At 49.2% G+C, this 20,960-nt stretch carries 20 protein-coding genes and 1 pseudogene; 7 read left to right on the forward strand and 14 right to left on the reverse strand.

What is annotated here, in order from left to right; translation table 11 throughout:
• Nucleotides 1-42: 42 nt before the first annotated feature.
• The 7 genes from ACNQFG_RS05985 to ACNQFG_RS06015 all read right to left on the reverse strand — a co-directional run bounded on the left by ACNQFG_RS05985 (nucleotide 43) and on the right by ACNQFG_RS06015 (nucleotide 6,223).
• On the reverse strand, nucleotides 43-1,434 hold the full coding sequence (locus ACNQFG_RS05985; protein ID WP_112090681.1) for a tyrosine-type recombinase/integrase: 1,392 nt from the start codon (nucleotides 1,432-1,434) through the stop codon (nucleotides 43-45).
• On the reverse strand, nucleotides 1,434-2,324 hold the full coding sequence (locus ACNQFG_RS05990) for a helix-turn-helix domain-containing protein (RefSeq protein ID WP_005928318.1): 891 nt from the start codon (nucleotides 2,322-2,324) through the stop codon (nucleotides 1,434-1,436). The genes ACNQFG_RS05985 and ACNQFG_RS05990 overlap by 1 nt, the downstream gene beginning before the upstream one ends.
• Nucleotides 2,325-2,414: 90 nt before the next feature.
• Nucleotides 2,415-2,660 carry a helix-turn-helix domain-containing protein gene (locus ACNQFG_RS05995; RefSeq protein ID WP_423406333.1) on the reverse strand — a complete coding sequence of 82 codons (246 nt, stop codon included), beginning with the start codon at nucleotides 2,658-2,660 and terminating at the stop codon, nucleotides 2,415-2,417.
• Nucleotides 2,661-2,690: 30 nt separating this feature from the next.
• The gene (locus tag ACNQFG_RS06000) at nucleotides 2,691-3,476 is read right to left on the reverse strand and encodes a DUF6551 family protein (RefSeq protein WP_005928324.1); all 786 of its coding nucleotides are present in this window, start codon (nucleotides 3,474-3,476) and stop codon (nucleotides 2,691-2,693) included.
• On the reverse strand, nucleotides 3,473-4,240 hold the full coding sequence (locus tag ACNQFG_RS06005) for a type II toxin-antitoxin system PemK/MazF family toxin (RefSeq protein ID WP_249253779.1): 768 nt from the start codon (nucleotides 4,238-4,240) through the stop codon (nucleotides 3,473-3,475). The genes ACNQFG_RS06000 and ACNQFG_RS06005 overlap by 4 nt, the downstream gene beginning before the upstream one ends.
• A gap of 812 nt (nucleotides 4,241-5,052) precedes the next feature.
• Nucleotides 5,053-5,340, reverse strand: coding sequence for a helix-turn-helix domain-containing protein (locus tag ACNQFG_RS06010; protein ID WP_005928332.1), 288 nt, complete (start codon nucleotides 5,338-5,340; stop codon nucleotides 5,053-5,055).
• Between the two features lie 526 nt (nucleotides 5,341-5,866).
• Nucleotides 5,867-6,223 carry an ImmA/IrrE family metallo-endopeptidase gene (locus ACNQFG_RS06015; RefSeq protein ID WP_423406334.1) on the reverse strand — a complete coding sequence of 119 codons (357 nt, stop codon included), beginning with the start codon at nucleotides 6,221-6,223 and terminating at the stop codon, nucleotides 5,867-5,869.
• Between the two features lie 18 nt (nucleotides 6,224-6,241).
• Here ACNQFG_RS06015 and ACNQFG_RS06020 point away from each other — a divergent pair, with 18 nt between their 5' ends.
• The 3 genes from ACNQFG_RS06020 to ACNQFG_RS06030 all read left to right on the forward strand — a co-directional run bounded on the left by ACNQFG_RS06020 (nucleotide 6,242) and on the right by ACNQFG_RS06030 (nucleotide 7,465).
• Complete coding sequence (locus tag ACNQFG_RS06020; protein ID WP_423406335.1) at nucleotides 6,242-6,586, forward strand: hypothetical protein; 345 nt, start codon at nucleotides 6,242-6,244, stop codon at nucleotides 6,584-6,586.
• A gap of 49 nt (nucleotides 6,587-6,635) precedes the next feature.
• On the forward strand, nucleotides 6,636-6,809 hold the full coding sequence (locus ACNQFG_RS06025) for a helix-turn-helix domain-containing protein (protein ID WP_255658672.1): 174 nt from the start codon (nucleotides 6,636-6,638) through the stop codon (nucleotides 6,807-6,809).
• Between the two features lie 362 nt (nucleotides 6,810-7,171).
• Nucleotides 7,172-7,465, forward strand: coding sequence for a transposase (locus tag ACNQFG_RS06030; RefSeq protein WP_423406336.1), 294 nt, complete (start codon nucleotides 7,172-7,174; stop codon nucleotides 7,463-7,465).
• A 43-nt stretch (nucleotides 7,466-7,508) separates the two neighbouring features.
• On the opposite strand, the gene ACNQFG_RS06035 is transcribed toward ACNQFG_RS06030, so the two are convergent.
• The 7 genes and pseudogenes from ACNQFG_RS06035 to ppk1 all read right to left on the reverse strand — a co-directional run bounded on the left by ACNQFG_RS06035 (nucleotide 7,509) and on the right by ppk1 (nucleotide 17,108).
• Complete coding sequence (locus tag ACNQFG_RS06035; RefSeq protein WP_112115026.1) at nucleotides 7,509-8,591, reverse strand: MBL fold metallo-hydrolase; 1,083 nt, start codon at nucleotides 8,589-8,591, stop codon at nucleotides 7,509-7,511.
• A 1-nt stretch (nucleotide 8,592) separates the two neighbouring features.
• A complete protein-coding gene (locus ACNQFG_RS06040; RefSeq protein WP_423406337.1) occupies nucleotides 8,593-10,257 on the reverse strand; it encodes an ABC transporter permease in 1,665 nt (554 codons plus the stop codon).
• Nucleotides 10,258-10,263: 6 nt separating this feature from the next.
• Complete coding sequence (locus ACNQFG_RS06045) at nucleotides 10,264-11,337, reverse strand: ABC transporter substrate-binding protein (RefSeq protein WP_423406338.1); 1,074 nt, start codon at nucleotides 11,335-11,337, stop codon at nucleotides 10,264-10,266.
• A gap of 65 nt (nucleotides 11,338-11,402) precedes the next feature.
• Nucleotides 11,403-12,356: an ABC transporter ATP-binding protein gene (locus ACNQFG_RS06050; RefSeq protein ID WP_112115029.1), complete on the reverse strand. Its 954-nt coding sequence runs from the start codon at nucleotides 12,354-12,356 to the stop codon at nucleotides 11,403-11,405.
• Nucleotides 12,357-12,536: 180 nt separating this feature from the next.
• The gene (gene mgtE, locus ACNQFG_RS06055; protein WP_423406339.1) at nucleotides 12,537-13,913 is read right to left on the reverse strand and encodes a magnesium transporter; all 1,377 of its coding nucleotides are present in this window, start codon (nucleotides 13,911-13,913) and stop codon (nucleotides 12,537-12,539) included.
• Nucleotides 13,914-14,121: 208 nt separating this feature from the next.
• The gene (locus ACNQFG_RS06060; RefSeq protein WP_423406340.1) at nucleotides 14,122-14,895 is read right to left on the reverse strand and encodes a TIGR02206 family membrane protein; all 774 of its coding nucleotides are present in this window, start codon (nucleotides 14,893-14,895) and stop codon (nucleotides 14,122-14,124) included.
• 105 nt (nucleotides 14,896-15,000) lie between these two features.
• Nucleotides 15,001-17,108, reverse strand: a pseudogene (gene ppk1 / locus ACNQFG_RS06065) (polyphosphate kinase 1).
• Nucleotides 17,109-17,284: 176 nt separating this feature from the next.
• Here ppk1 and ACNQFG_RS06070 point away from each other — a divergent pair.
• The 4 genes from ACNQFG_RS06070 (at nucleotide 17,285) to cls (ending at nucleotide 20,781) form a co-directional block, all read left to right on the forward strand.
• The gene (locus ACNQFG_RS06070; RefSeq protein WP_015536750.1) at nucleotides 17,285-17,941 is read left to right on the forward strand and encodes an HD domain-containing protein; all 657 of its coding nucleotides are present in this window, start codon (nucleotides 17,285-17,287) and stop codon (nucleotides 17,939-17,941) included.
• Between the two features lie 104 nt (nucleotides 17,942-18,045).
• Nucleotides 18,046-18,315: a hypothetical protein gene (locus ACNQFG_RS06075; protein WP_207686083.1), complete on the forward strand. Its 270-nt coding sequence runs from the start codon at nucleotides 18,046-18,048 to the stop codon at nucleotides 18,313-18,315.
• A gap of 321 nt (nucleotides 18,316-18,636) precedes the next feature.
• Nucleotides 18,637-18,840 carry a helix-turn-helix domain-containing protein gene (locus ACNQFG_RS06080; RefSeq protein ID WP_223386064.1) on the forward strand — a complete coding sequence of 68 codons (204 nt, stop codon included), beginning with the start codon at nucleotides 18,637-18,639 and terminating at the stop codon, nucleotides 18,838-18,840.
• 381 nt (nucleotides 18,841-19,221) lie between these two features.
• On the forward strand, nucleotides 19,222-20,781 hold the full coding sequence (cls, locus tag ACNQFG_RS06085; protein ID WP_113992749.1) for a cardiolipin synthase: 1,560 nt from the start codon (nucleotides 19,222-19,224) through the stop codon (nucleotides 20,779-20,781).
• Nucleotides 20,782-20,960 lie beyond the last annotated feature (179 nt).

Below are 20,960 nucleotides of genomic sequence, written 5' to 3' on the forward strand. Positions count from 1 at the left end.
TTTTCCATATACGGAAAACTGCCGCTGTTTATGTATAGAGGCTTATAGGTTCTTTGCAAGATTTTTAATGAGTGTAGCCATAGAGGGGTCAGCCAGCAGTTTAGCAAGAGCTGCTGCCGCATCTGTATCGACGGGACTGGCTTTGGGAGTGGATTGCTCTGCGCGAGGGAGGACTTCAGGCTCTGCACCATGATGCTGATAGAAGAAATCGTCGAATCGTTGTGCGTTCAAACGCCGATCATCATCCAGAATGTGTGCGTACTGCTCGGTGACCATCGAAGCCTGTGCATGACCGGAATCGCCCTGCACGGCTTTGATATCGCCGCCGTTCAGCTTGAGCTTGTATGTAATGCTGGAGTGTCGGAAGCTGTGGAAAACCACTTTGGGGAGATCGTTTTCCTCAATCAGCTGCTTCAATGCACCGTTAATGGTGGATTGTTCGGTCGGCATTCCCAGCGGGCCGGCAACCACGAGATTATAGTCTGCATACTCTGCACCCAGTGCGTCCTTTGTCATGTCCTGCTCGGCTTTATAGTGGACAAGCATTTCAGCAACTGTTTTGGGGAGAAAAATGGTTCGGATACTGCTGTCTGTTTTAGGGCTTTTCAGAACCTGGACCGTGGTGCAGCGGGAACTCAGCGAGGGAAAACGAGTGATGACATTTTTATTTTCCAAGGCGTTCAGCGAAGCAATATCTACACGCTGCAATTCCTTATTTATGTAAATGGAGGCTCGCCCGGCTTCAATGCTTTCGGGGGAGATATCCACACAATCCCATGTCAGACCGAGCAATTCCCCTAAGCGCAGGGAACAAGAGAAGGAGAGGTTGATGCAAAGCCGGAGCCGTGGATCATCACAGACTTCTAAGGCATGGAACAGGGTCTCGGCAGTCCAGATATCACGCTTCTTTGCAGTGTATTTGGGCAAGGTGGCATAAATACAGGGATTCTTTTCCATAAGTTCCCACTTTACGGCCTGCTCAAAGGCACTTCTCAAAATTTTGTGAACCGAACGAACTGTGCCGGGAGAAACGTATTGATGCTGACGCTTTCCACACATAGGGTCAACGGCTTCGTATTTAAGCAGCCGCTGATAATATCCCTCAATTACGCGGGTGGTGAGATCTTGCAGCTTCATTGAGCCGATAAGCGGTTCTATGTAGTTTGAAATCAGTGCAGTGTTTGATTGATAGGTTGAAAGTGCCCATTTGGTTCTTCCGTACAGGGTGACGTATTCTTTAAGCAGGTCTTTTAGAGTTCGGCACTGGGGTGCCACAAAGGTACCGACGGATTCTTTGTATTCGACCTCTTTCTTACGGTTTTTGGCATCTGCAAGGTCGGTAAAGGTTTCCCATTTCTGCTTTAGCGTTCCATTAGTGTGTTTGTAGGTATAGACAACGCAGTATCGGTTATTGCGTTTGACAATGCTAGCCATTATACATCCTCCTCTACTTTACGTTTGGACTTCAGAACTTCATCGAAAGCATCTTTTTGGATGCGTTTTACCCTTCCCAACTTCATCGTTGGAATTCCTTCTTTGAGAACCCACGAGTCAAGTGTTGGGCGGCTGATTCCGTAAAAAGCCTGAATTTCCTGAAAACTGTAGTATTTCCCATTCTTGGGACATTGCAGTTTTAGCGGCGGCTCCTCATGCGTTTCTTTTTTCGGTTTTTGAAGTTGGTATGTAGATTGGCTTTTAAGCCATGCCTTAAAACTTTTTTTGGTAATGCGCGGCCTGTCGGCCACGCGCTCAATGACGAAACAATCTCGGTATTTTTTGCAATCAAGAATCCCATAAACATTCTTGCGTGGGATACCGAGTAGTTTTGCCATTTCCGGGATGGAGATGGTTTGCGCTTCAATCTCCCGGTCACGCTCACGGTCGGCTGCTGTGCGGTAGCGACTTTGTGATCGGTACCACCGCTCAAAGTCCTCTTTGGGAATTCTCATACAGAAGTCTGCCGTTTCTGTTTTCAACTTGCCCTGTCGGATGAGTGTATAGATCGTTTCGGGTTTCACCTTCAATATCTCGGCGGCGTCAGGAACGGAATAGGACCGTTTGCAAAGTTCCTCGCCCGGTGGCGAACCATTGACCTTATGATATTTGACCTGATTGGCATACCATTTCTCAAAGCTGGAAATAACGATACGCCTTTTGTCGTTTATCAGAATGACTTCAAAGAGATTCTTATGAAGCAGCCAATAGCTGTCTGTTTTGCCAAGGCCGAGAAGCTGCCGCATCTCACGAACCGACATGGTGGTTTTGGTAGTGGCAGGTTCAGCTTTTCCGTATAAGGGAGCCGAAGTATTCCGCATATCATCCATGAAAGACACCTCTCTATCTATGTAAAAGTTTAGCCGGGATTTCTCGTCCCGGCTAAAGAATAGCAGATTTCGCGTGAAATGTTGAGGATGTCAAACAGCAGGATTGCGTTCAACAGTGCCATCATTGAGCCATGCTTCAAAGCTGGCTTTGGAAATACGGTAAGCGCCGCTTACCTTGAACCAGCGAAATTCGTTCTGCTTCAGTAGACGGTAGACAGTGGGACGGCTCAGGAGCAGCATTTCCATCAGGTCTTCTACGGTATAGCAGCGGCTGTCCTTTGCTGTGGAAACAGTGGAGGAAACCGAGTTGGGCGAAGGTTCTTCATGGATAATCATTGGATAATACCTCGTTAAATATACTTAAAGTTAAAACTTGAGCGGCAATGCAGCCCGGCGGCTGCCACCATTATAAATAGTATAGACCTGCTGAAGGTACTTCGTCTTGCCGGGAAGGCTTACGCCTGCGGTTCGTGCAAGGCGAAAAATCGTGAATGCATCGACCTGCCGCAGTTTGGCAATCAGACGGCTTTTACTGTATTCGGAGTGGTACAGTTCTACAAAGCGGCAGATGCCGAGCAGATTTGCAGAACTCATGGAATCAGGTTCTCCGTCCCACGCATTCAGCAAAACATCAAGGGATTCGATATACAGTTCAGGACCAAGCCGGATGAATTCGTGATAGGCGGTTGCGATGCAGCTGATCCGCTGCTTGCCCCGGCCTTCTTCAAAAGAAAGATGAACGCCAGCCAATTCGGTGGCCTGCTGAAATGCAACGGCAGCAGGCTCCCCTGCAAAAATCAGGGCACGGAGCTTCTGCCCTGCACTCAGCCGTTCCGAAATGCCTGTCTGCTGTGCAAACAGGAGGGCTTCTTCCTGCTCGGTCATGTTAAAGTAGACCTTGCAGCGAATCTGCAGATCATCACCACCGTTCAGGAACTTCCGGGCAGCGATGGTGTTCTGCCCGTCCATCACATAGTAGTGACCATCCCGGAAGCTGATCTTCGGCTCATTGGCAACCCGCTCGTCAAATTCTTTTGCGATACGGGCAACACGAGCGGGGTGAAGAGCACGCTGATAAGTGTCGCGCGGCACGATCAGCTCACTGCTGTTCAGGCACATTTCATGGTAAGGTTTTACAACTGCGTTCATCATAAAGGAACCTCCTTCTTTTTTTGCAGAAAATCAATTCCTGATTGGATAATCGAACCGATTTTCTTCTTTTCGTTATCGGATAAGCGGAAAGTGGAATACCGTTCATAACAGATATTCCAGCGGAACATAAGCGATTGAAGCGCATCATCCAGTTCTGCAACCATGAACTCAACAGAAGATTCCGTCGGGGTGGAGAGCATCCTTTCCGATATCTGCTCAATGCTATGTAGATCGCCTTTTGTGTGCTTGGCGAGAGCAGGGGGCTGACTGTTCAGCACCCGAAGATTCTGAAACTGCTGGGAGAGCAGCTCTTTTGCAGCGGCGAGAACATCCTCCTGCGGAGGAGCCGTAAGGTATTTTCGGAATGACTTGTATCCAATGAACCCAAAGCTGTATTGCAGACACACTGACACTTGCCGCATTTCATATTTGGACAGGTGCCCAAGGTAGCTTAACACTCTGGATTTATCTGCGGGGCGCGGGCTTTCGCAAATCGCCATAGATGGCGCACTCAAAAAACGATTGTGCAGAATAAAATGCGTTGGCATATTTCGCTTTTTGATCTGTGTTGTCAGTGGAACGACCAGAAGAACATTGGAATAAAAATTACCGTCATCGTTTTGGACAACAATGGCAGGTCGGATGCCGCCTTGCTCGGAACCGCTGTAAGGATTCAGATCCATCATGTAGACATCCCCGCGCTTGTACATCCAGTTTGCGGGCATAGGCGGATACTCTTTCTCTTTTTTACCTCGTGTGGCCAATTTGGATTTCTCCTTTCTATCCGTATATGTAACAGTGGGCTGCTCGCACAGCCCACCCTACTATCTCAAACAGCAAATTGCTGTGATTTATAGTTCTATACCTTTCCGTATTTGTCCCCGACATCCCCGGAAACCGAAAACTCTGTTTTCGTGTGGGAAATCTTTCAGCCGTCCGGCAGCGTACCGAATCCATAGGGTTCTCACCTCTCCGTGGTTCTCACCGAGCTGCCCGAAGGCAGAAGTATCATTATTCTGTGATGGCTCTTAGCTATGGAGAAGCTGTCATCCATTTACCGTCAACCTACCGCTCATTCCCTCAGTGGGAGATCATCGCATTTGTTACGGACGTGGCTCATCATCACAGGAACGTGACTGAAGAATGCGTGTTCAATTTTCAAGGGGCGGGATAGCTTGAGGGCTGCTTTGAACGCTTGCCGAAGCTATGGCTGTATTGTAACCGATGCGGAACGAAATGAACAGGAACTCAGAGTTCACAATTTTTGAGGAAAATAGGAAGTATCGTTCCTGTTTCTCGATGAGCCGTCAAAAATATATTTCCTGACTTTATGTAAGAAATGAAGTATTATACTCGTAAGAAACTAACTTACGAGTATATAAATTCGATAAATACACTTTGGGGAGGGAACAAACTACCACTACTACATTTTCTCGAAAGGCGGATTTACGGACGGACTACTTCAGGCACAGGAACGCGGAGAAGTACAGCTGCTTACCCTTGCCGATATTTTTGAATAACACAAGAAACGCTCTTGCCGGTGTAAAACCGGCAGGAGCGTTTCTTGTTGAAGTGATTATAAAAGACCTTTGATTTTTTCAAGATGATCTATAGCGGCTTGCAGTTCATTTTGAAACTGATCCCTAGAAGGATCTCGACCCAAAAGAAGATAATCCATACTGACATGGAAGTATTCTGCAATATCGATCAGGATTTTTACAGAGCCATTGGAGCTTCCCCTTTCAAGATCGCCGAGGTGTCGATGGGAAACACCAAGTTTTTCAGCAAGTTTTTCCTGCGATAACTTCGCATTTGTACGCAAAGTAAAAATACGGTTACCAATAGCATTCGGATCAAAACTCATGTGTGACCTCCAAATTTTCGATAAAGCGTGAGAAGTCAAAAACTCGGAGTTGCTACGGATATCTAGCCGCTTGGGGCATCCACGAAAAACGGACAAACATAAAGCCTGCTCCTTTTTACGGGAGCAGGCTTCCTGAAGGCTAAAAAAATAGCCGGACAACAGCCAACTGAGGGACCTTCAAAGAAAATTCCTCAATCAGCTGTTGCCCGGCTATTTGGAGCGCGTTTCATTCATTGCCTTGCGGCAATGGCCCGTTGCTCGGAGCGAACAGTCCATATTCAGGGTGCAATGCACCCGTATTTGTTAAAATGACTGGAAAATCACCGGCGTCTGAACGCCAGATCAAGCCTCAGGGTCTCCTTGCACTTACTGCATTTTACTTGCAGTGTACCGGAACACCCATCAATTTTTTTGTATAGCTTATTACCGCAAACAGGACAAAACCTCCAGCCGATGCTAAATTCTGCCTGCTGTGTAGTAGTCGGTGCTTTACCGGCAAAGGGACGGTTCTTTAACTGAATCATATTCATTCTCCAAATCGCATGATGTCCAATGGATGGCAGTGGATGGGTTTGCCTTTTATAACCTGCATCTGCTGCAGTCTGATCCTGATTGCAGACCAAGAAACCCTAATCCGTCGAGCCATCTCCAGAATTTTTTCATAGTTAGGGTCAGACACTGATTTGTACAGAATCCCATTTGGCAGAGTCAACGCCACACGTTCTATTTCGGCATTGATCAGAAATGTTGGCATCAGCAGCTCTGCTGCAAGGGTATCCGCCTGCCATTCTTCCCACGAGGCCTTTCCGTTTCTCTCCCGATAGGCAATGTGCCCACGGCACTTGACTGCTTTTCCGTAGTCGTTCGGAAACAGATCAGCCAAAATCTGATGTGCTGCTTCATGCGCTATTGTGAAATTCCGGCATCCAGTGCATCTGTCTGCCGCAAGAGCAGAATCGATTACGATATCCCTCGGCATAAATACTTCAACAAGCTTTGTTCCATCTGGGTGAAGCGCTGCGAAGAACTTGAATGCGGAGATATCGGGATATTCGTATATGATGACTGCGGATATCTGAAAAAATACGATGAACATACCCCAGATAAGTCCCAAGCAGAGTTCTTTACCGACAGCTATGGCGTGGTGCATAACCAACCGGTTTTGGTTTCTCTTAACACCAAATATTCGCCGATCCTTATATCTCCAGAGCAAAGATTCGAGGTTGTTGGAAAAGTTTTGAACTAAAAAGATGGGAGGGGTTTTCGTGGATACGATCAAGCGTGTTCAGGATTTGATGCAAGCGCGTGATATGAATCTGTGTGTGTTGGCAAAGAAATGCGGAATATCGTACTCCACGATTCAAACCACCGCCCGTCGGGGAGGGCAGTTAAGCGTAGAGACGATTGAAAGAATCTGTTTGGGTTTGGGAATCACACTAAAGGACTTTTTCGACTCCTCATATTTGTAGTAAAAAGCCGCTCACCATGCTGGAAACCTGCACAGTGAGCGGCTTTAATACTGCTTCTATTTATCCTTTGGCAACCTCCAGATAAACGCTATTCTCCATGCTCATTACTATTGAAGGAATATACGGGATCGTATTGTCATTATACCGTGTGGAAATAGTGGTCGATTTCATCTCTGTATGAGTTGCTAAATCATAAAGTGACCAGTTGCGTTCTTTACGGTGGGCGGTTATAGTATTCAGAATATTATCCGCCGCCGCTCCTCACTTTCACACAATAAACTTTTGCTTATTATACTGTACTACGCAAAAAACATAAGCCTTCTCGTCGCATAAAAAGTACGAAGTTCGGGAGTGCTAAAATCATGGATAGCCTGTCCGCATTTGACGATTTATACACTGCCATCGAAGCGTGCCTCATTTACCCTGATGAAGTCATCAATCGTTTGGCACGGGCATTCTACCCAGCCATCCTTGTCTGCTGGAACAGCGAGGAAGGCCAGCGTGAGTTTGCTGCATGGCAGGTGGAACAGGTTCATCTTGCTGGAAAAGAGAAGCAGGAAGTTCCCGCTGAGGAACTCCCTGCTGTACATATCATTCTTGTCTGTGGCTTTTGGCAGGGTACGTCCGGGTGGGCGCACCCTGTTTTTTGTTTTTAATAAACAAGATGGAGCAAATCGGCCAGTACGATCATAGCAACAATTATAGCAAAAAGAAACACGGGCAATCAATCTCCGGGCTGTGATATGGGATTACCCGGCCAAATTGATTCTTTTCCGCAAGCTCCCGGCACTGCATTGCATCCAGATGCACCGGATACCGCAGGAAGAGCATCTGCCCGTTTTTCAGCATTTCTGCGCTCAGGCTGCCCGCATCCGGGGTGCCTGTCATGATGCCGTGTGCTCCGTGCGCCACCATTTCGCGGGCGCGCTGCCCGGCTTTTCCTGCCAGCTGCGGTCCGCTGAGAAAGACAACGCTTTTTTCCCGGCTGAGGAAAGCATCCGGCTGCACCCAGTCCGCAAAATGCGGCGGCACAGGCAACAGCCACGGTCCACCCAGCTGGATCTGCTGTAGCTGACGAAGGAAATGCGCATCGCCGTAAAATTTCAGATTCGGTGCAAAGCGTTTCAGCAACAGAAGGATCTCCGGCCCTCGGCCATATTTCGGCACCGGGAAGAACAGGAGCTGTGTCTGTTTCAGGCACTGCACGGTCTCCACACAGAGTTTTTTGACGCAAGTGTTCCAGTCTGCGTCCGTGCTGCCGTAAGCCGCATCCAGAACGGCCAGATCTGCCGTCTGGCTCCGCAGCGGGTCACAGGGGTAGAGCGGGCTGTGCTCTGCATAGTCGCCAGAAAAGAGAATACTCTTTCCGTTCCATTCAAATCGCAGCCAGACGCTGCCTGCGCAGTGCCCGGAACGCCCCCATGTGACCTGCAGGCCGGGCAGTTCCGGCACAGAGCCGGAGCCTTTGCAAGGGCAGAGACTTTCCAGCGTTTGGATATGATTCAAGGAAAAGGGCAGTTGGGTCAGAGTAGGCAGCGTAGCATAGACCGGCCCCTGATACCCCTGCTGCGCCAGCCACGGCAGCGCCCCGGTGTGGTCTGCGTGGCTGTGGGTCAGAAAGACAGCCCGCAGTTTTTGAATCTGCTCTGCATTCAGCCGGGGCAGGTCGTCCTCTGCGCCAGCCAGCAGACCGCAATCCACCAGAAAAGCAGCACTATTCTGTTCCACATAAAAGCAGTTGCGGCCATGTTCGCCGCAGCCCCCGGCAATAAAAAGTTCCATCTCAATGCACCTTCCGATGATCGATCACCGTGTTCAAGATCAGCAGTGCCGTGGTCGAAAACAACACACACAGCACCGCCATCGCCATGCCAACCGAAACGCTGCCCTGCTCAAATTCCCGCACGATAAAGGTGGAGACCACCAGTGTGTTGGGCGGAGCGATCAGACTTGCCGTTACCAGTTCCCGGAAAGCGATGATGAAGGTCATCATCCAGCCGGTGGCGATGCCCTGCCGGATCAGCGGCAGGGTGATACGCCGCAGGATGTAAACCGGGCTTCCGCCGAACACCTGTCCTGCCGCCATCAGGCTGTCACTGATTTGGGTAAAGGACGAAGTGACGTACTGCACCGTATAGGGAAGAAACAGCACCACATAGGCCAGAACCATGATGCCCATAGTGTTGTACAGCGGCAGGATGTTGTAGATTTGGTTCCAGAATAGCATAATTCCAATGACCAATACAATACCCGGCAGCATTTCCGGCAGCAGACCAATGGCTTCTACCACCTTGCGCAGTTTGGAGTGCGACTTCCGCACCGCCAATACCAGCAGAGTGCCCAGCACTGCACAGATGGTAGCCGAAGTGACCGCAAGAAAAACGCTGTTCTTCAGAGCACTCAATCCCTTTTCGTTCTCTGTGAACAGTTCTACATAATGTGCGATGGTAAAGTTGCCCGGTGCCAGACCGTAGCCGCGGAGATTGATGAGAGATGTGGAAATGACCGAGAAGTACGGAACCCCAACTGCAATCAGCAGCACCAGAACGATGTATGCCCACGCAGCGACGGTGGCTCCTTTGCCCATGGACTGCTCTACGCGGCGGGCACCCTTGCCGCTGACCAAATTGTAACTTTTGCGCGTGGTAATGTAATTTTGCAGCATCCACATACACAGACAGATGCCTACCAGCACGGAGGAGAGCGTGGCTGAACTGCCAAAGTCGATGGGGGCTACGGTGGCGTGGCGGTGGATCTCGGTGGTAAACACCTCAAACCCGATGCGCTTGCCCAGCGTAGAAGGCGTGCCGTATTCAGACAGCGTTTTCACAAACACCAGCAGCGCACTGATGGCGTAGTTGCCGGAGAGCAGCGGCAGAAAGATCTTGCGCATCCGGGCAGAGAATCCGGCCCCAAACACAGCACCTGCCTCTTCCAGACTGGAGGGGATATTCAGCATGGCGTTTTTGAGCATGGTGAGCATGAACGGAAAAACGTGCAGGCTCATCACCAGCACCAAACCGCCCAGAGTGAAGAAGATCTTTTCGCACCCGGCAGCTGCGGGGATCAGCTGCTGCAAAAGCCCCTTTTTCTGCATAAATAAGATCCAGCCCATGGAGGCAATGTAGGGCGGCGTCATGAACGGGATCATAAAGAGGATGTCAAAGACACGGTAGCGGGCAAACTTTGTCCGGGAGAACAGATAGGCCAGCGGTGCGGCAATCAGAGTAGACAGCAGCACCACCAGCACACCCAACAGCAGCGAATTGCCGATCATGTGGGCGTTTTCCGGGTTCAACAGCGTCTGCACAGCGGGAGAAAAGTCAAGGCGGCCATTCTGCATGACCGCCTTGGCAAAAATCATTCCCACAGGACAGACAATCAGAAAGATCAACACCACTGCCAGCAACAGCAGCGGAAGATCCGCCTTACGATTCGTCTGTTTCATGGAGCGTTACCCGTTGCTGGCACCGCAGATCTGGTTGATCTTTGCGGCATCATCGCTGGCTTCCGCCATCATCTTGTCCCAATCGGGCGTGATCTGAGGAATATCCTCCAGATTGCTGCGCTTGTCGCACTTGATGTCGGTGCGGCCGGGCAGCAGATAAGCATTTGCCACCAGCTGCTGTGCCTCATCGCTGAACAGATAATCAACAAATGCCTTGGCATTGTCCATGTTGGGAGCCGTTTTCAGGATCATTGCCGGGCGGGGGTTCACGATGGTGCCGCCTGCCGGGTAGTAGATGTCCAGCGGCTCGCCCTTATTCTTGGAAGAATAGGCGTTGTAGTCCACGCCGGCCACAAGGATGCCCACTTCGCCGGTGGTGACAGCTTCCAGTGCAGCCTTGTTTGCGCCGGGGACCGTCATACCGTTGTCGGCCATAGCCTGAAAATCATCCCAGCCATTCTTGACCACATAGCCTGCCACAAAGTCCTTGCAGGCACCGGACTTTTCCGGGTCGGGGATGGCCAGCTGATCCTTATACTCTGCGTTGCCAAGGTCTTTCCAGTCGGCATCAAGCGTGGAGAACACCGTGGTGTTATAAATAACGCCCACAGCGGATGCACTGTAACCAAACAGCACACTGTCGTCATCCAGCCAGCCGTCCACGGTGAGGTCGGCGTTTTCCGGGGTGTAGCTTTCCAGCTTGTCATCTGCTTTCATGGACAGACCATCCGACCAGGAAGCCAGAATCACTACATCGGCCACAGGGTTTGCGGCTTCGGCTTCCAGACGAGCGAGGATCTCGCCGGTAGTGCCCTGAAACTGCTCTACCTCGATACCAGTCTTTGCCGTAAAGCCCTCGGCCAGCTTATCGGCCAGACCAGCCGGAGAAGGCATATAGACCGTCACTTTGCCGGTGCCGGATGCGGCAGCGGGAGTGCTATCGCTTGCCACGCTGGAAGAAGCTGTGCTGGAAGCAACCGTGCTGCTTGCGGAGCCGCCGCAGGCGGTCAAGGCGGCAGCGGCAGTCAGAGTACCCGCCACAGCAAGAAAATTACGACGGCTGATTTTATAATTACGCATAAGGATTCTCCTTTTTCATTTCCAATGATGTATCATCAAGCCGCACCTTGCGGCAGGAAGCTGATTCAGACGGCAACGATGGCACTACGGGGCAGATAAAGCGAGATCTTTTCGCCCACCGAGACCCGTCGGGGGCTGATATATGTCCAGTCCTGTCCGTTGTGGTTCAGCTGTAGCTGGTAGCTGCTGCCAAGGAACTGCACCGCCGTGACATCGGCATCGTATTTTTCGGCCTGCTCGGTGGGAACCGTCTGTGCCTGTTCCGGGCGGAACAGATGATTCTGGTCGAGCCAGTTGGAAGAGCCTACAAATCGTGCCACGAACTCCGTTGCCGGATGGGAATAGATTTTTTCCGGGGTATCATACTGCTCAATTTTTCCGGCGTGACAGACCGCAATTGCATCGCTCATGCTCATGGCCTCAATCTGGTCGTGGGTCACAAACACGCCGGTAATGCCCAACTTGGTGATCAGCGTCCGCAGTTCCGAGCGCATCTCTTCCCGCAGCAGTGCGTCCAGTGCGGAAAGCGGCTCGTCAAACAGGATGCAGGCCGGTTCAATGACGATCGCGCGGGCAAATGCCACACGCTGCTGCTGACCGCCGGACAGCTGATGAGGATACCGCTGGGCAAAATCATCCAGCTGTACAGCGTGGAGTGCATTTTTCACCTTTTCGTCCAATTTGTCCGTCTTGCCAGCCGCCCGCAGGCCAAAAGCCACATTTTCAAAGACAGTCATGTGCGGCCAGAGGGCAAAATCCTGAAACACAAAGCCAAGGCCGCGCTTTTCGGGCGGGATATTGATCTTCTTTTCCGAGGAGAACACACAGCGATTCTCAAACCAGATCTCACCGCTGTCCGGCGTTTCCAGTCCGGCGATCATCCGCAACAGGGTGGTCTTGCCGCAACCGGAAGGTCCCAGCAATGTGGTCAGGCTGCCGCTTTGAATGACAAAGCTGGTAGGCTGGATCACCTGCTTTGCGCCAAAGGATTTTGTAACATGAACGAGCTTGATCTCCATATTTTGCACTCCTACTTTTGATACCTGCTCTATGGTAGCACGAAGGATTTGTGCAAACTATCCCAGTGGCGTAAATCTCATGTAAAAGTTTGGCAACAAAAAGTCCCCGCTGAACCTTAAGATCCAGCAGGGATTTCATGAAGATATAAATATCCGAAAATAAGCCCATCCAGAGGAAAGTCAGGCAAGATGGAACAGATCAATCAGCACCACCATTGCAAGGCCATAGTAAACGACAACCGCTACCAAATCGTTGATCGTCGTGATCAATGGTCCGGAAGCAACAGCCGGATCAATATGAATTTTATGGAACAGCATCGGAACCAATGTGCCCACCAGACTGGAAACGACCATGGCGACAACAAGTGATGCGCCTACACAGCCAGACAGCAGAAGTGCCGTATTCCAAGCGTAGCCTTTGAAAAAGTGGATATAACATCCCAGAAAACTCAGCGCCATTACGGCCAGAATCGTACCATTCAGCAATCCAACTCTGACTTCTTTCCAGAGCAGCTGAAATTTCTTGGATACCGTCAGATTTTCGTCTACCAGAACTCGAATCGTAACGGCCAATGACTGCGTGCCGACATTTCCCGCCATACCCAGCACCATAGACTGAAAACAGATCACAACCGGAAGCACTGCTACCACCGATTCAAATGCGCCAACGACCGAGGAAACCAGCATTCCAAGAAATAACAGAGCGGTCAGCCACGGAAGACGCTTTTTCACACTTTCAAAAACGCTTTCCCTCAAATCTTCCTCGCCGGTCAGACCACCCAGCTTTGCGTAATCATCGCTCATCTCATCGTCAACCAGTTCCACCACATCGGACGATGTTATGATACCCATCAATTTGCCTGCCTCATTCAGCACCGGCAGACTGCGCTCCGCATAGTCCACAATGCGCTCGATACAGTCGCTGATTTTTTCCCGATCTGTAACGTAGGGGTAAGACCCAACGATGAGTTCCGCAAGAGGATCTTCTGCACGTGCAATAATCAAATCTTTTAAGTCGATTGCACCATAGAAATGTTCATTTTCATTCACCACGTACAACACAGAGATGTTGTCATTCTCCCCGGCCTGCTTGACCAGCTCACTCATAGCCTGCCGGATGGTCATATCATTTTTGATGCGGATATAATTCGTCGTCATTTTGCTGCCGATCTCATCTTCGCTATAAGAAAGCAGCATCTTTACGTCTTCAATCGAATCTCTGTCCAGTTTGTTGACGATTTCACCCTTGTCTATCTCGTCAAGGTCTTCCAGCGCATCTGCCGCATCGTCCGAGTCCATGTTGGAAATAACTTTTGCAGCCTCATCTCTGGATAATTCTTTCAGATACGGCTCTGCATCGTCCAGATAGGCGAAGATCTCAGCCACTTTGTCTACTCCCAAAATGGGATAAAGCGACTTGCGTTCTGCAGGCATGAGCGCTTCCAAAGCATCCGCCAGATCTTTTTCATGGTAATCCGACAGTTTTTCGGCCAGTTCAGCCTGAGGTATATTGCCATGAATGATGTTCAAAATTTCCTGCACATAGTTTTTCTGCATGATCTGTCCTCTTGATTCTGTTATGTCAATCAAAAAATATCGTTTCACTTCAAAAATTCGAATTCTATCATAGCACGTCCGTCCTGTGACAGCCACCATTCCGGTGTAAACCCTTTGTAAAATCAGATATAAAAAATTCCCGTCAAAGCAGCAGACTTTGACGGGACGAAGAAGAAAAGAAAGATACTCAATTGATGCACAGAGCCATTCAAGCTATAACCTGATCTCTTGCACAGAGCATACGTTGATGCCGCTCTGCCCTGTACCATGGCAGATAAAGAAGCAACAGGACTGCAGCAAGAACCGGCAGAAAGCCCAGTAGATAAAAACGTTCTCCAAAGCAGTGGGCGAAAAAGGCAGTAATCGCATTGCCCTGCGGATCATTGAGAAAGAAAAAGTTTGTTTTCAGCAGCCGATTCAGGAAAAAGATCGGCGTTGCGATTGCACACAGAAACGCCAGTACCCAGCGGATATGATGCACCTGCGGGCGAAATCCGCCAGCAAGCAGAAGGACCGGATAGAGGATCAGCAGAACGTGAATGCTATAGGAATGCAGCTGCAGCAGGTTCCAGACCGGGAGCCGCTGCCATGAGGGGCTCAACATTGCGACCACTGCTCCCGGAATACAGAGCGCATAAAGGATTTCCTTGCTCCAACGGCTCTGGTGTATGGCATCGTACCAGCAGACAAAGATGTTGATGCTGCACAGGTGGAGAGGCAGATAGGTCACGTTCCATTGACCGGTGTACAGCAGGACGGCCTGCTTCATAAACTCATCGGCCAGCATCAGGACAAACACAGCGCGAAGGATCTGATGCCGGGTCACTTCCCTGCAGCGGTAGTAGATCACCGCACAGAGAAAAATGACCGCCGCTGCTCCCAGCAATTCTGCCCAATGCGTTGCACTGAACAAAGAGAAGGCGCGGTAATCCGCCCCGCGTTCTGCCTGTATCGTCTGCACGGATTTCCAGAAATCTTCCATAGGATTCTCCCTTTCTGCGATTTCATTCTACAATAAAATTGTATCATCGAAATCCAGTCGAAGAAACCGTGCTGCGGTCAAATCTGTGTGAAATCCGAGTGCATCTCACTTCAGACTGGAGTGCACGTTGGCCTGATAGGCTTCCTCGTAGAACTGTGCCTGACAATCCACGGCATCGGCACCGGGCATCCGGCGGACATAGCTGCCGTCCGGCTGCTGCACGCGGGCGTTGCAGTTGTCGGCCAGCATCGTGTCAAAGATGTGCTGCAAACGTGCCTTCAGAGCCGGAGCCGTGACCGGAGCCGCGATTTCCACGCGGCGGAGCGTAGAGCGGGTCATCCAGTCTGCCGAGCCGATGTAGTACCGGGCACGCTCTCCCTGTCCGAAAATGTAGATGCGGGAATGCTCCAGATAGCGGCCCACGATGCTGATGATATGGATATTCTCGGTCTCATCCGGGACACCGGCACGCAGGCAGCAGATGCCGCGCACCACCATATCGATGTAGACGCCCGCCTGACTTGCCTCGATGAGCTTGTTGATGAGCACTTTGTCGGTCAGGCTGTTGATCTTGATGCCGATGTAGCCGCCCTCGCCGCGGGCGGCAGCTTTGATCTCACCGTCTATCCGATTCAGCAGACGGTTCTGTAAGCAATGAGGCGCCACCAGCAGGTTCTTGACCGAATCCACCGTTTCGCCCTGATCCAGTGCGCGGAACACTTCGGTGGCTTCCAGACCGATTTCCTTGGATGCGGTCAGGAAAGAAAGGTCGGTGTACAGGCGGCTGGTCTTTTCGTTGTAGTTGCCGGTGCCGATCTGGGTGATGAAGGAAATACCCTCCTTCGTTTTGCGGGTGATCAGGCAGAGCTTGGAGTGGACTTTCAGCCCTTCAATGCCATACACCACATGACAGCCGGCACGTTCCAGCAGGCGGGACCACTCGATGTTGTTTTCCTCATCAAAGCGGGCTTTCAGCTCCACCAGAACATCCACCTGCTTGCCGTTTTCGGCGGCTTCCACCAGTGCATCCACCACCTTGCTGTGGTTGGCCAGACGATAAAGAGTCATCTTGATGGAGACCACGTCCGGGTCGCAGGCGGCCTCGTGCAGCAGCTGCAGGAAGGGACGGATGCTCTCATACGGATAGTGAATCAACTTGTCCTCTTCCAGGATCTGCGGAATGATGGGCTTGCGCTCGTCCAGTGCAGGGCTGGGCTGCGGGTGGCGGGGCGCAAAGAACAGGTCGGTGTGGCTGCGCAGCTGATCCTCGATCTGGAACAGGAAAGAGTGATCCAGCGGAGAATCGTATTCAAACACCCGCTTGGGGTCCAGTTTCAGGTTTTTGCACAGGGACTGGATAATTTCTTCGTCGATCTCACGGCTCAGTTCCAGACGGACAGGTGCCAGCTTTTTGCGCTTCTTGACCACTTCGGCCATGTGATCCCGGTAGTTCAGGTCTTCGTCATAGATCAGGTCGGCGTCAATATCCGCATTGCGGGTGATGCGGGCCAGCGTTTTGCTGGTGACCTTATAGCCCTTGTAGAGCAGTGGCAGGAAGTGCAGGATCAGTTCTTCCGACAGGATAAAGCAGCCAGTACGGCCCGGCACCGGCACCAGCCGGGGAAGATCTCATTGCCGCAGGGCACAATGCCGATCTTCTTCTTTTCTGCCTTGGTGCTCAGCACCGCAACCGCATAGATGCCCTTGTTTTTCAGGAACGGAAATGCCTGCTTTTTGCTGATGATGAAACTGGACAGCGGCGGCAGGTAGTCCTGCCGGAACAGCTTTTCCAGTTCGGTACGGCTTTCTTCCTCCATATGGGCAAAGTCCAGCAGACGGATCCCCTGCTCTGCAAGCTGTTCCAGCAGACCATTATAAGCAGCGTCCCGGCGGGCTGTCAGCTTGTGGATAAAAGCCAGCGCTGCATCGATCTGTTCGCCGCTGGTCATATTCGTCTTATTTTCCCGTGCGTTTTTGTCCAGCAGCATCTGGTCTTGCAAGCTGCCGATGCGCACCATGAAAAATTCATCCAGATTGCTCTGGAAAATCGACAAAAAACTCAGCCGTTCACACAACGGCAGACGGGAATCCTCTGCCTCCTCCAGAACGCGTTCGTTGAACCGCAGCCACGAAAGCTCACGGTTTGCATAGCAATGATAGGTGTTTTCCATATTCCTCTTCCTTTTCTCTGACCGGAATGCTTCGGATTGCATGATACAAACGTTTTTATTGTACCGTGCAAATGTAAAATCAGAAATCAGGAATGTGTCTGGAATATGTAAAATCGCTTCTGCACACAGATTTTACCGCAATTTGATTGCAACCGCCTCGAAATCATCTTACAATAGTAGATACTTTCTTTTAATATATGAATCGGGGGCAGAGAACCATGACGTATAAAGACATCAAACACAATGAGGAAGTCAACGAACTGCTGAAAAAAGGCAACCAGAATCTAGGCCTGCTGGGCTACACCGAGCACTCACAAGCCCATTGTGTCCGGGTGGCAGAGACCGCCGCCCACATCCTGAAAAAATTCGGCTATCCGGAGCACGACATCGAGCTTGCCCGGATCGCAGGCTATATGCACGACATCGGAAACGCCATCAACCGCAGCCGTCACGCCGAATACGGCGGGCTACTGGCCAACGAGATTCTGAAGCAATATGACCTGAGCGTCCCGGACCGCATCACCATCGTGTCCGCCATTTCCAACCACGATGAATCCACCGGCGGGGCCGTGGATCCCATCTCGGCAGCACTCATCATCGGCGACAAGACTGATGTGCGCCGCAGCCGTGTGCGGGAAAAGCCCAAAGCATCCTTCGACATCCATGACCGGGTCAACTATGCGGTCACAGACCAGACCCTGAAGATCAACACCGAGAAAAAAGTCATCTCGCTGAATCTGCAAATCGACACCGATATTTGCAGCATGTACGAATATTTTGAGATTTTCCTGCAGCGGATGCTGATGTGCCGCGGGGCTGCCGATATGCTGGGAGCAACCTTCAAGTTGACGGCCAATGGGGCCAAAGTTCTTTAATGTGTGGCCATCTCCGCAAAGAACAGGAACTAGCCTTTATAATAAAAAACAAAAAGTCCCGCCTGAAAGTAAAGCCTTCACTTTCAGGCGGGATGTCTTTCAATATGACTGCTATGGCGGCATGCGTGACCATACCCTGTCAGATACAGCGTACTCCAGAGGTTATCTTCCGAGGCGTGCAGATAATCATAGGTCAGGTTTTCATCCACACGCTCAACGATGCAACCACCCGCCATCAGCGTTTCCAGTTTTTTTGTGATCGTACTGCCGGCATAGTCGATAAAGGAACGGATGATGGCATTTCTTCCTTGGTCAAAATGCGCTTGGTCACCCGCTCGGTGCGCTGCTTTTCTGCGGCAAGTTGCTCATCATAACGGCAGCAATAAGAGCGGGGCCTTGCAAAAGGCTCCACTCTTATCATAACGGACAGATTGTATGGGTGAAGCGCTGCGAAGAACTTGAATGCGGGGAAATCGGGATATTCGTATATGATGACTGTGGATATCTGAAAAAATACGACGAACATACCCCAGACAAATCCCAAGCAGAGTTCCTTACCGACAGCTATGGCGTGGTGCATAACCAACCGGTTTTGGTCTCTCTTAACACCAAATATTCGCCAATCCTTATATCTCCAGAGCAAAGATTTGAGATCGTTGGAAAAGTTTTGAACTAAAAAGATGGGAGGGGTTTTCGTGGATACGATCAAGCGTGTTCAGGATTTGATGCAAGAGCGTGATATGAATCTATGTGTATTGGCAAAGAAATGCGGAATATCGTACTCCACGATTCAAACCACCGCCCGTCGGGGAGGGCAGTTAAGCGTAGAGACGATTGAAAGAATTTGTCAGGGTTTAGGAATTACATTAAAAGACTTCTTCGATTCCTCCTACCTGTAAATATAGGGGCAGCAAAAAAGCCGTTCGCCACGCTGGAAAATCTGCGTGGTGAACGGCTTTAATACTGCTTCTATTTATCTTCTGGTAATCTCCAGATAAACACTAATCTCCATGATTGTTACCATTGAAGGAATACATTTGCGACGATCTTCGGGCATACCGAATAAGATTTGCATTGGCAGTTGAAAACAGCTCAGGTTACCTATTGCAATTCTGACTATTTGGAATATACTTGTAAGTATCAAATTATTTCACTGTATGAGGACATCCGCACCAAACTTATCCAGTCCGGTGTAATGAAATGCAGAGAATAAAAGACAAAATTGGTATGTTCCACGAAATTTAGGGAGAAAACTGAGCAAGTAGGAAGGCGGAATATATATGAAACAAGATACTTTAGAGGGCAAAGCAAAAACAAAAAATGGGGTAAAACGGCTGTGTTTTTCCATAATCTGCATTCTTCTGGAAGTGATTTTTATTATTACTATCGTAACACGCTTGAATGAATATGCAGAAGTCATAAATTTATTTACAAGGATTTTGAGTGGGATCTTGGTTTTGGGATTGTACGCATCAAATAAGACATCCTCTATGAAAATGCCTTGGGTCATCTTAATTCTAATTTTCCCAATTATGGGTGTAGGCCTGTATTTGTTGATTGGTTTGAATGGTGGCACACATAAAATGCGTGAGCGGTATGCAGAAATTGATAGCAAATTGTTACCAATGCTTCCGGACAGTCAGGAGTGTTTGAGCAGAATAAAAGAAACAATTCCGAAAGCAGGAAATATAGCAAGTTACATACAAAGAAATTCGCAGTATCCAATCTATCAGAATACGGATATTGTGTATTTTGATGAAGCAGTGAAAGGATTAGAGGCACAGCTTAAGGATTTGGAGAAAGCACAAAAGTTTATCTTTATGGAATATCATGCGATAGAAGACGCTGAAGCATGGCATAAGATTCAAGATGTTCTGGAAGAGCGAGTAAAAGCCGGTGTGGAAGTTAGAGTATTCTACGATGACATGGGTTCTATAGGCTTTATTAACACAGATTTTGTGAAAAAAATGGAGACAATAGGAATTCATTGCCGTGTATTCAATCCGTTTATGCCAGGTTTAAATCTGTTTTTGAACAATCGTGATCATAGAAAAATAACAGTTATTGATGGAAAAGTCGGATTTACAGGTGGATATAATCTAGCAAACGAATATTTTAATTACACACACCCGTATGGACAGTGGAAAGATACAGGTATTCGTTTAGAAGGAGATGCTGTTCAGTCGCTTACAGTGACATTTTTAGAAATGTGGAATGCTGTTAGTGAAAAAGCTACGAATGATACTGATTTTAGTAAATACATTATTCATTACGATTATAAAGCACAGCAAACAGGTTTTGTTCAGCCTTATGCAGACAGTCCTATGGATAATGAGCAGGTCGGAGAAGAAGTTTATATCAGTATGATAAATAAAGCTGAAAAATATTGTTGGTTTATGACTCCATATCTAATCATAACAGATGAAATGACGCATGCGTTATGTCTGGCTGCTAAGCGAGGGGTAGACGTAAGAATTATCACACCTGGTATCCCTGATAAAAAATTCATTTATAGTGTAACTCGTTCTTTTTATCATGGATTAGTTAAACATGGTGTTCGTGTTTATGAGTGGACTCCTGGTTTCTGTCATGCAAAAATGAGTGTGGCAGATGACTGTATGGCAACTTGTGGAACAATTAATTTGGATTATCGAAGTTTATATCACCATTTTGAAAACGGCTGTTTTATGGCAGATTGTCAGGCAGTTGTGGAAATAAAAAATGATCTGATAAGAACGATGGGAGAATGTCGTGATGTGACAGACCAATATCAAACCGGACGAAGTGCATATTTGCGACTGGGACAATTATTTATGAGATTATTTGCTGGATTGCTATAAGAATCTGATGATACGACCTTTCAAAAAACAGTTGATTTAGAAGTTAACTGTTTTTGAAAGGCCGTTTTTGCTATATCTAACAGTCTGTTGTACAAAGAAGATTTTGCATGGATGAAAAAACAAACCTTGTTGAGGTTAAATTGAGTTTTCTATTGTATTGTATTGCTAATGAATAAGAA

The organism is Faecalibacterium prausnitzii, assembly GCF_049532945.1.
Lineage (GTDB): Bacteria > Bacillota > Clostridia > Oscillospirales > Ruminococcaceae > Faecalibacterium > Faecalibacterium prausnitzii_N.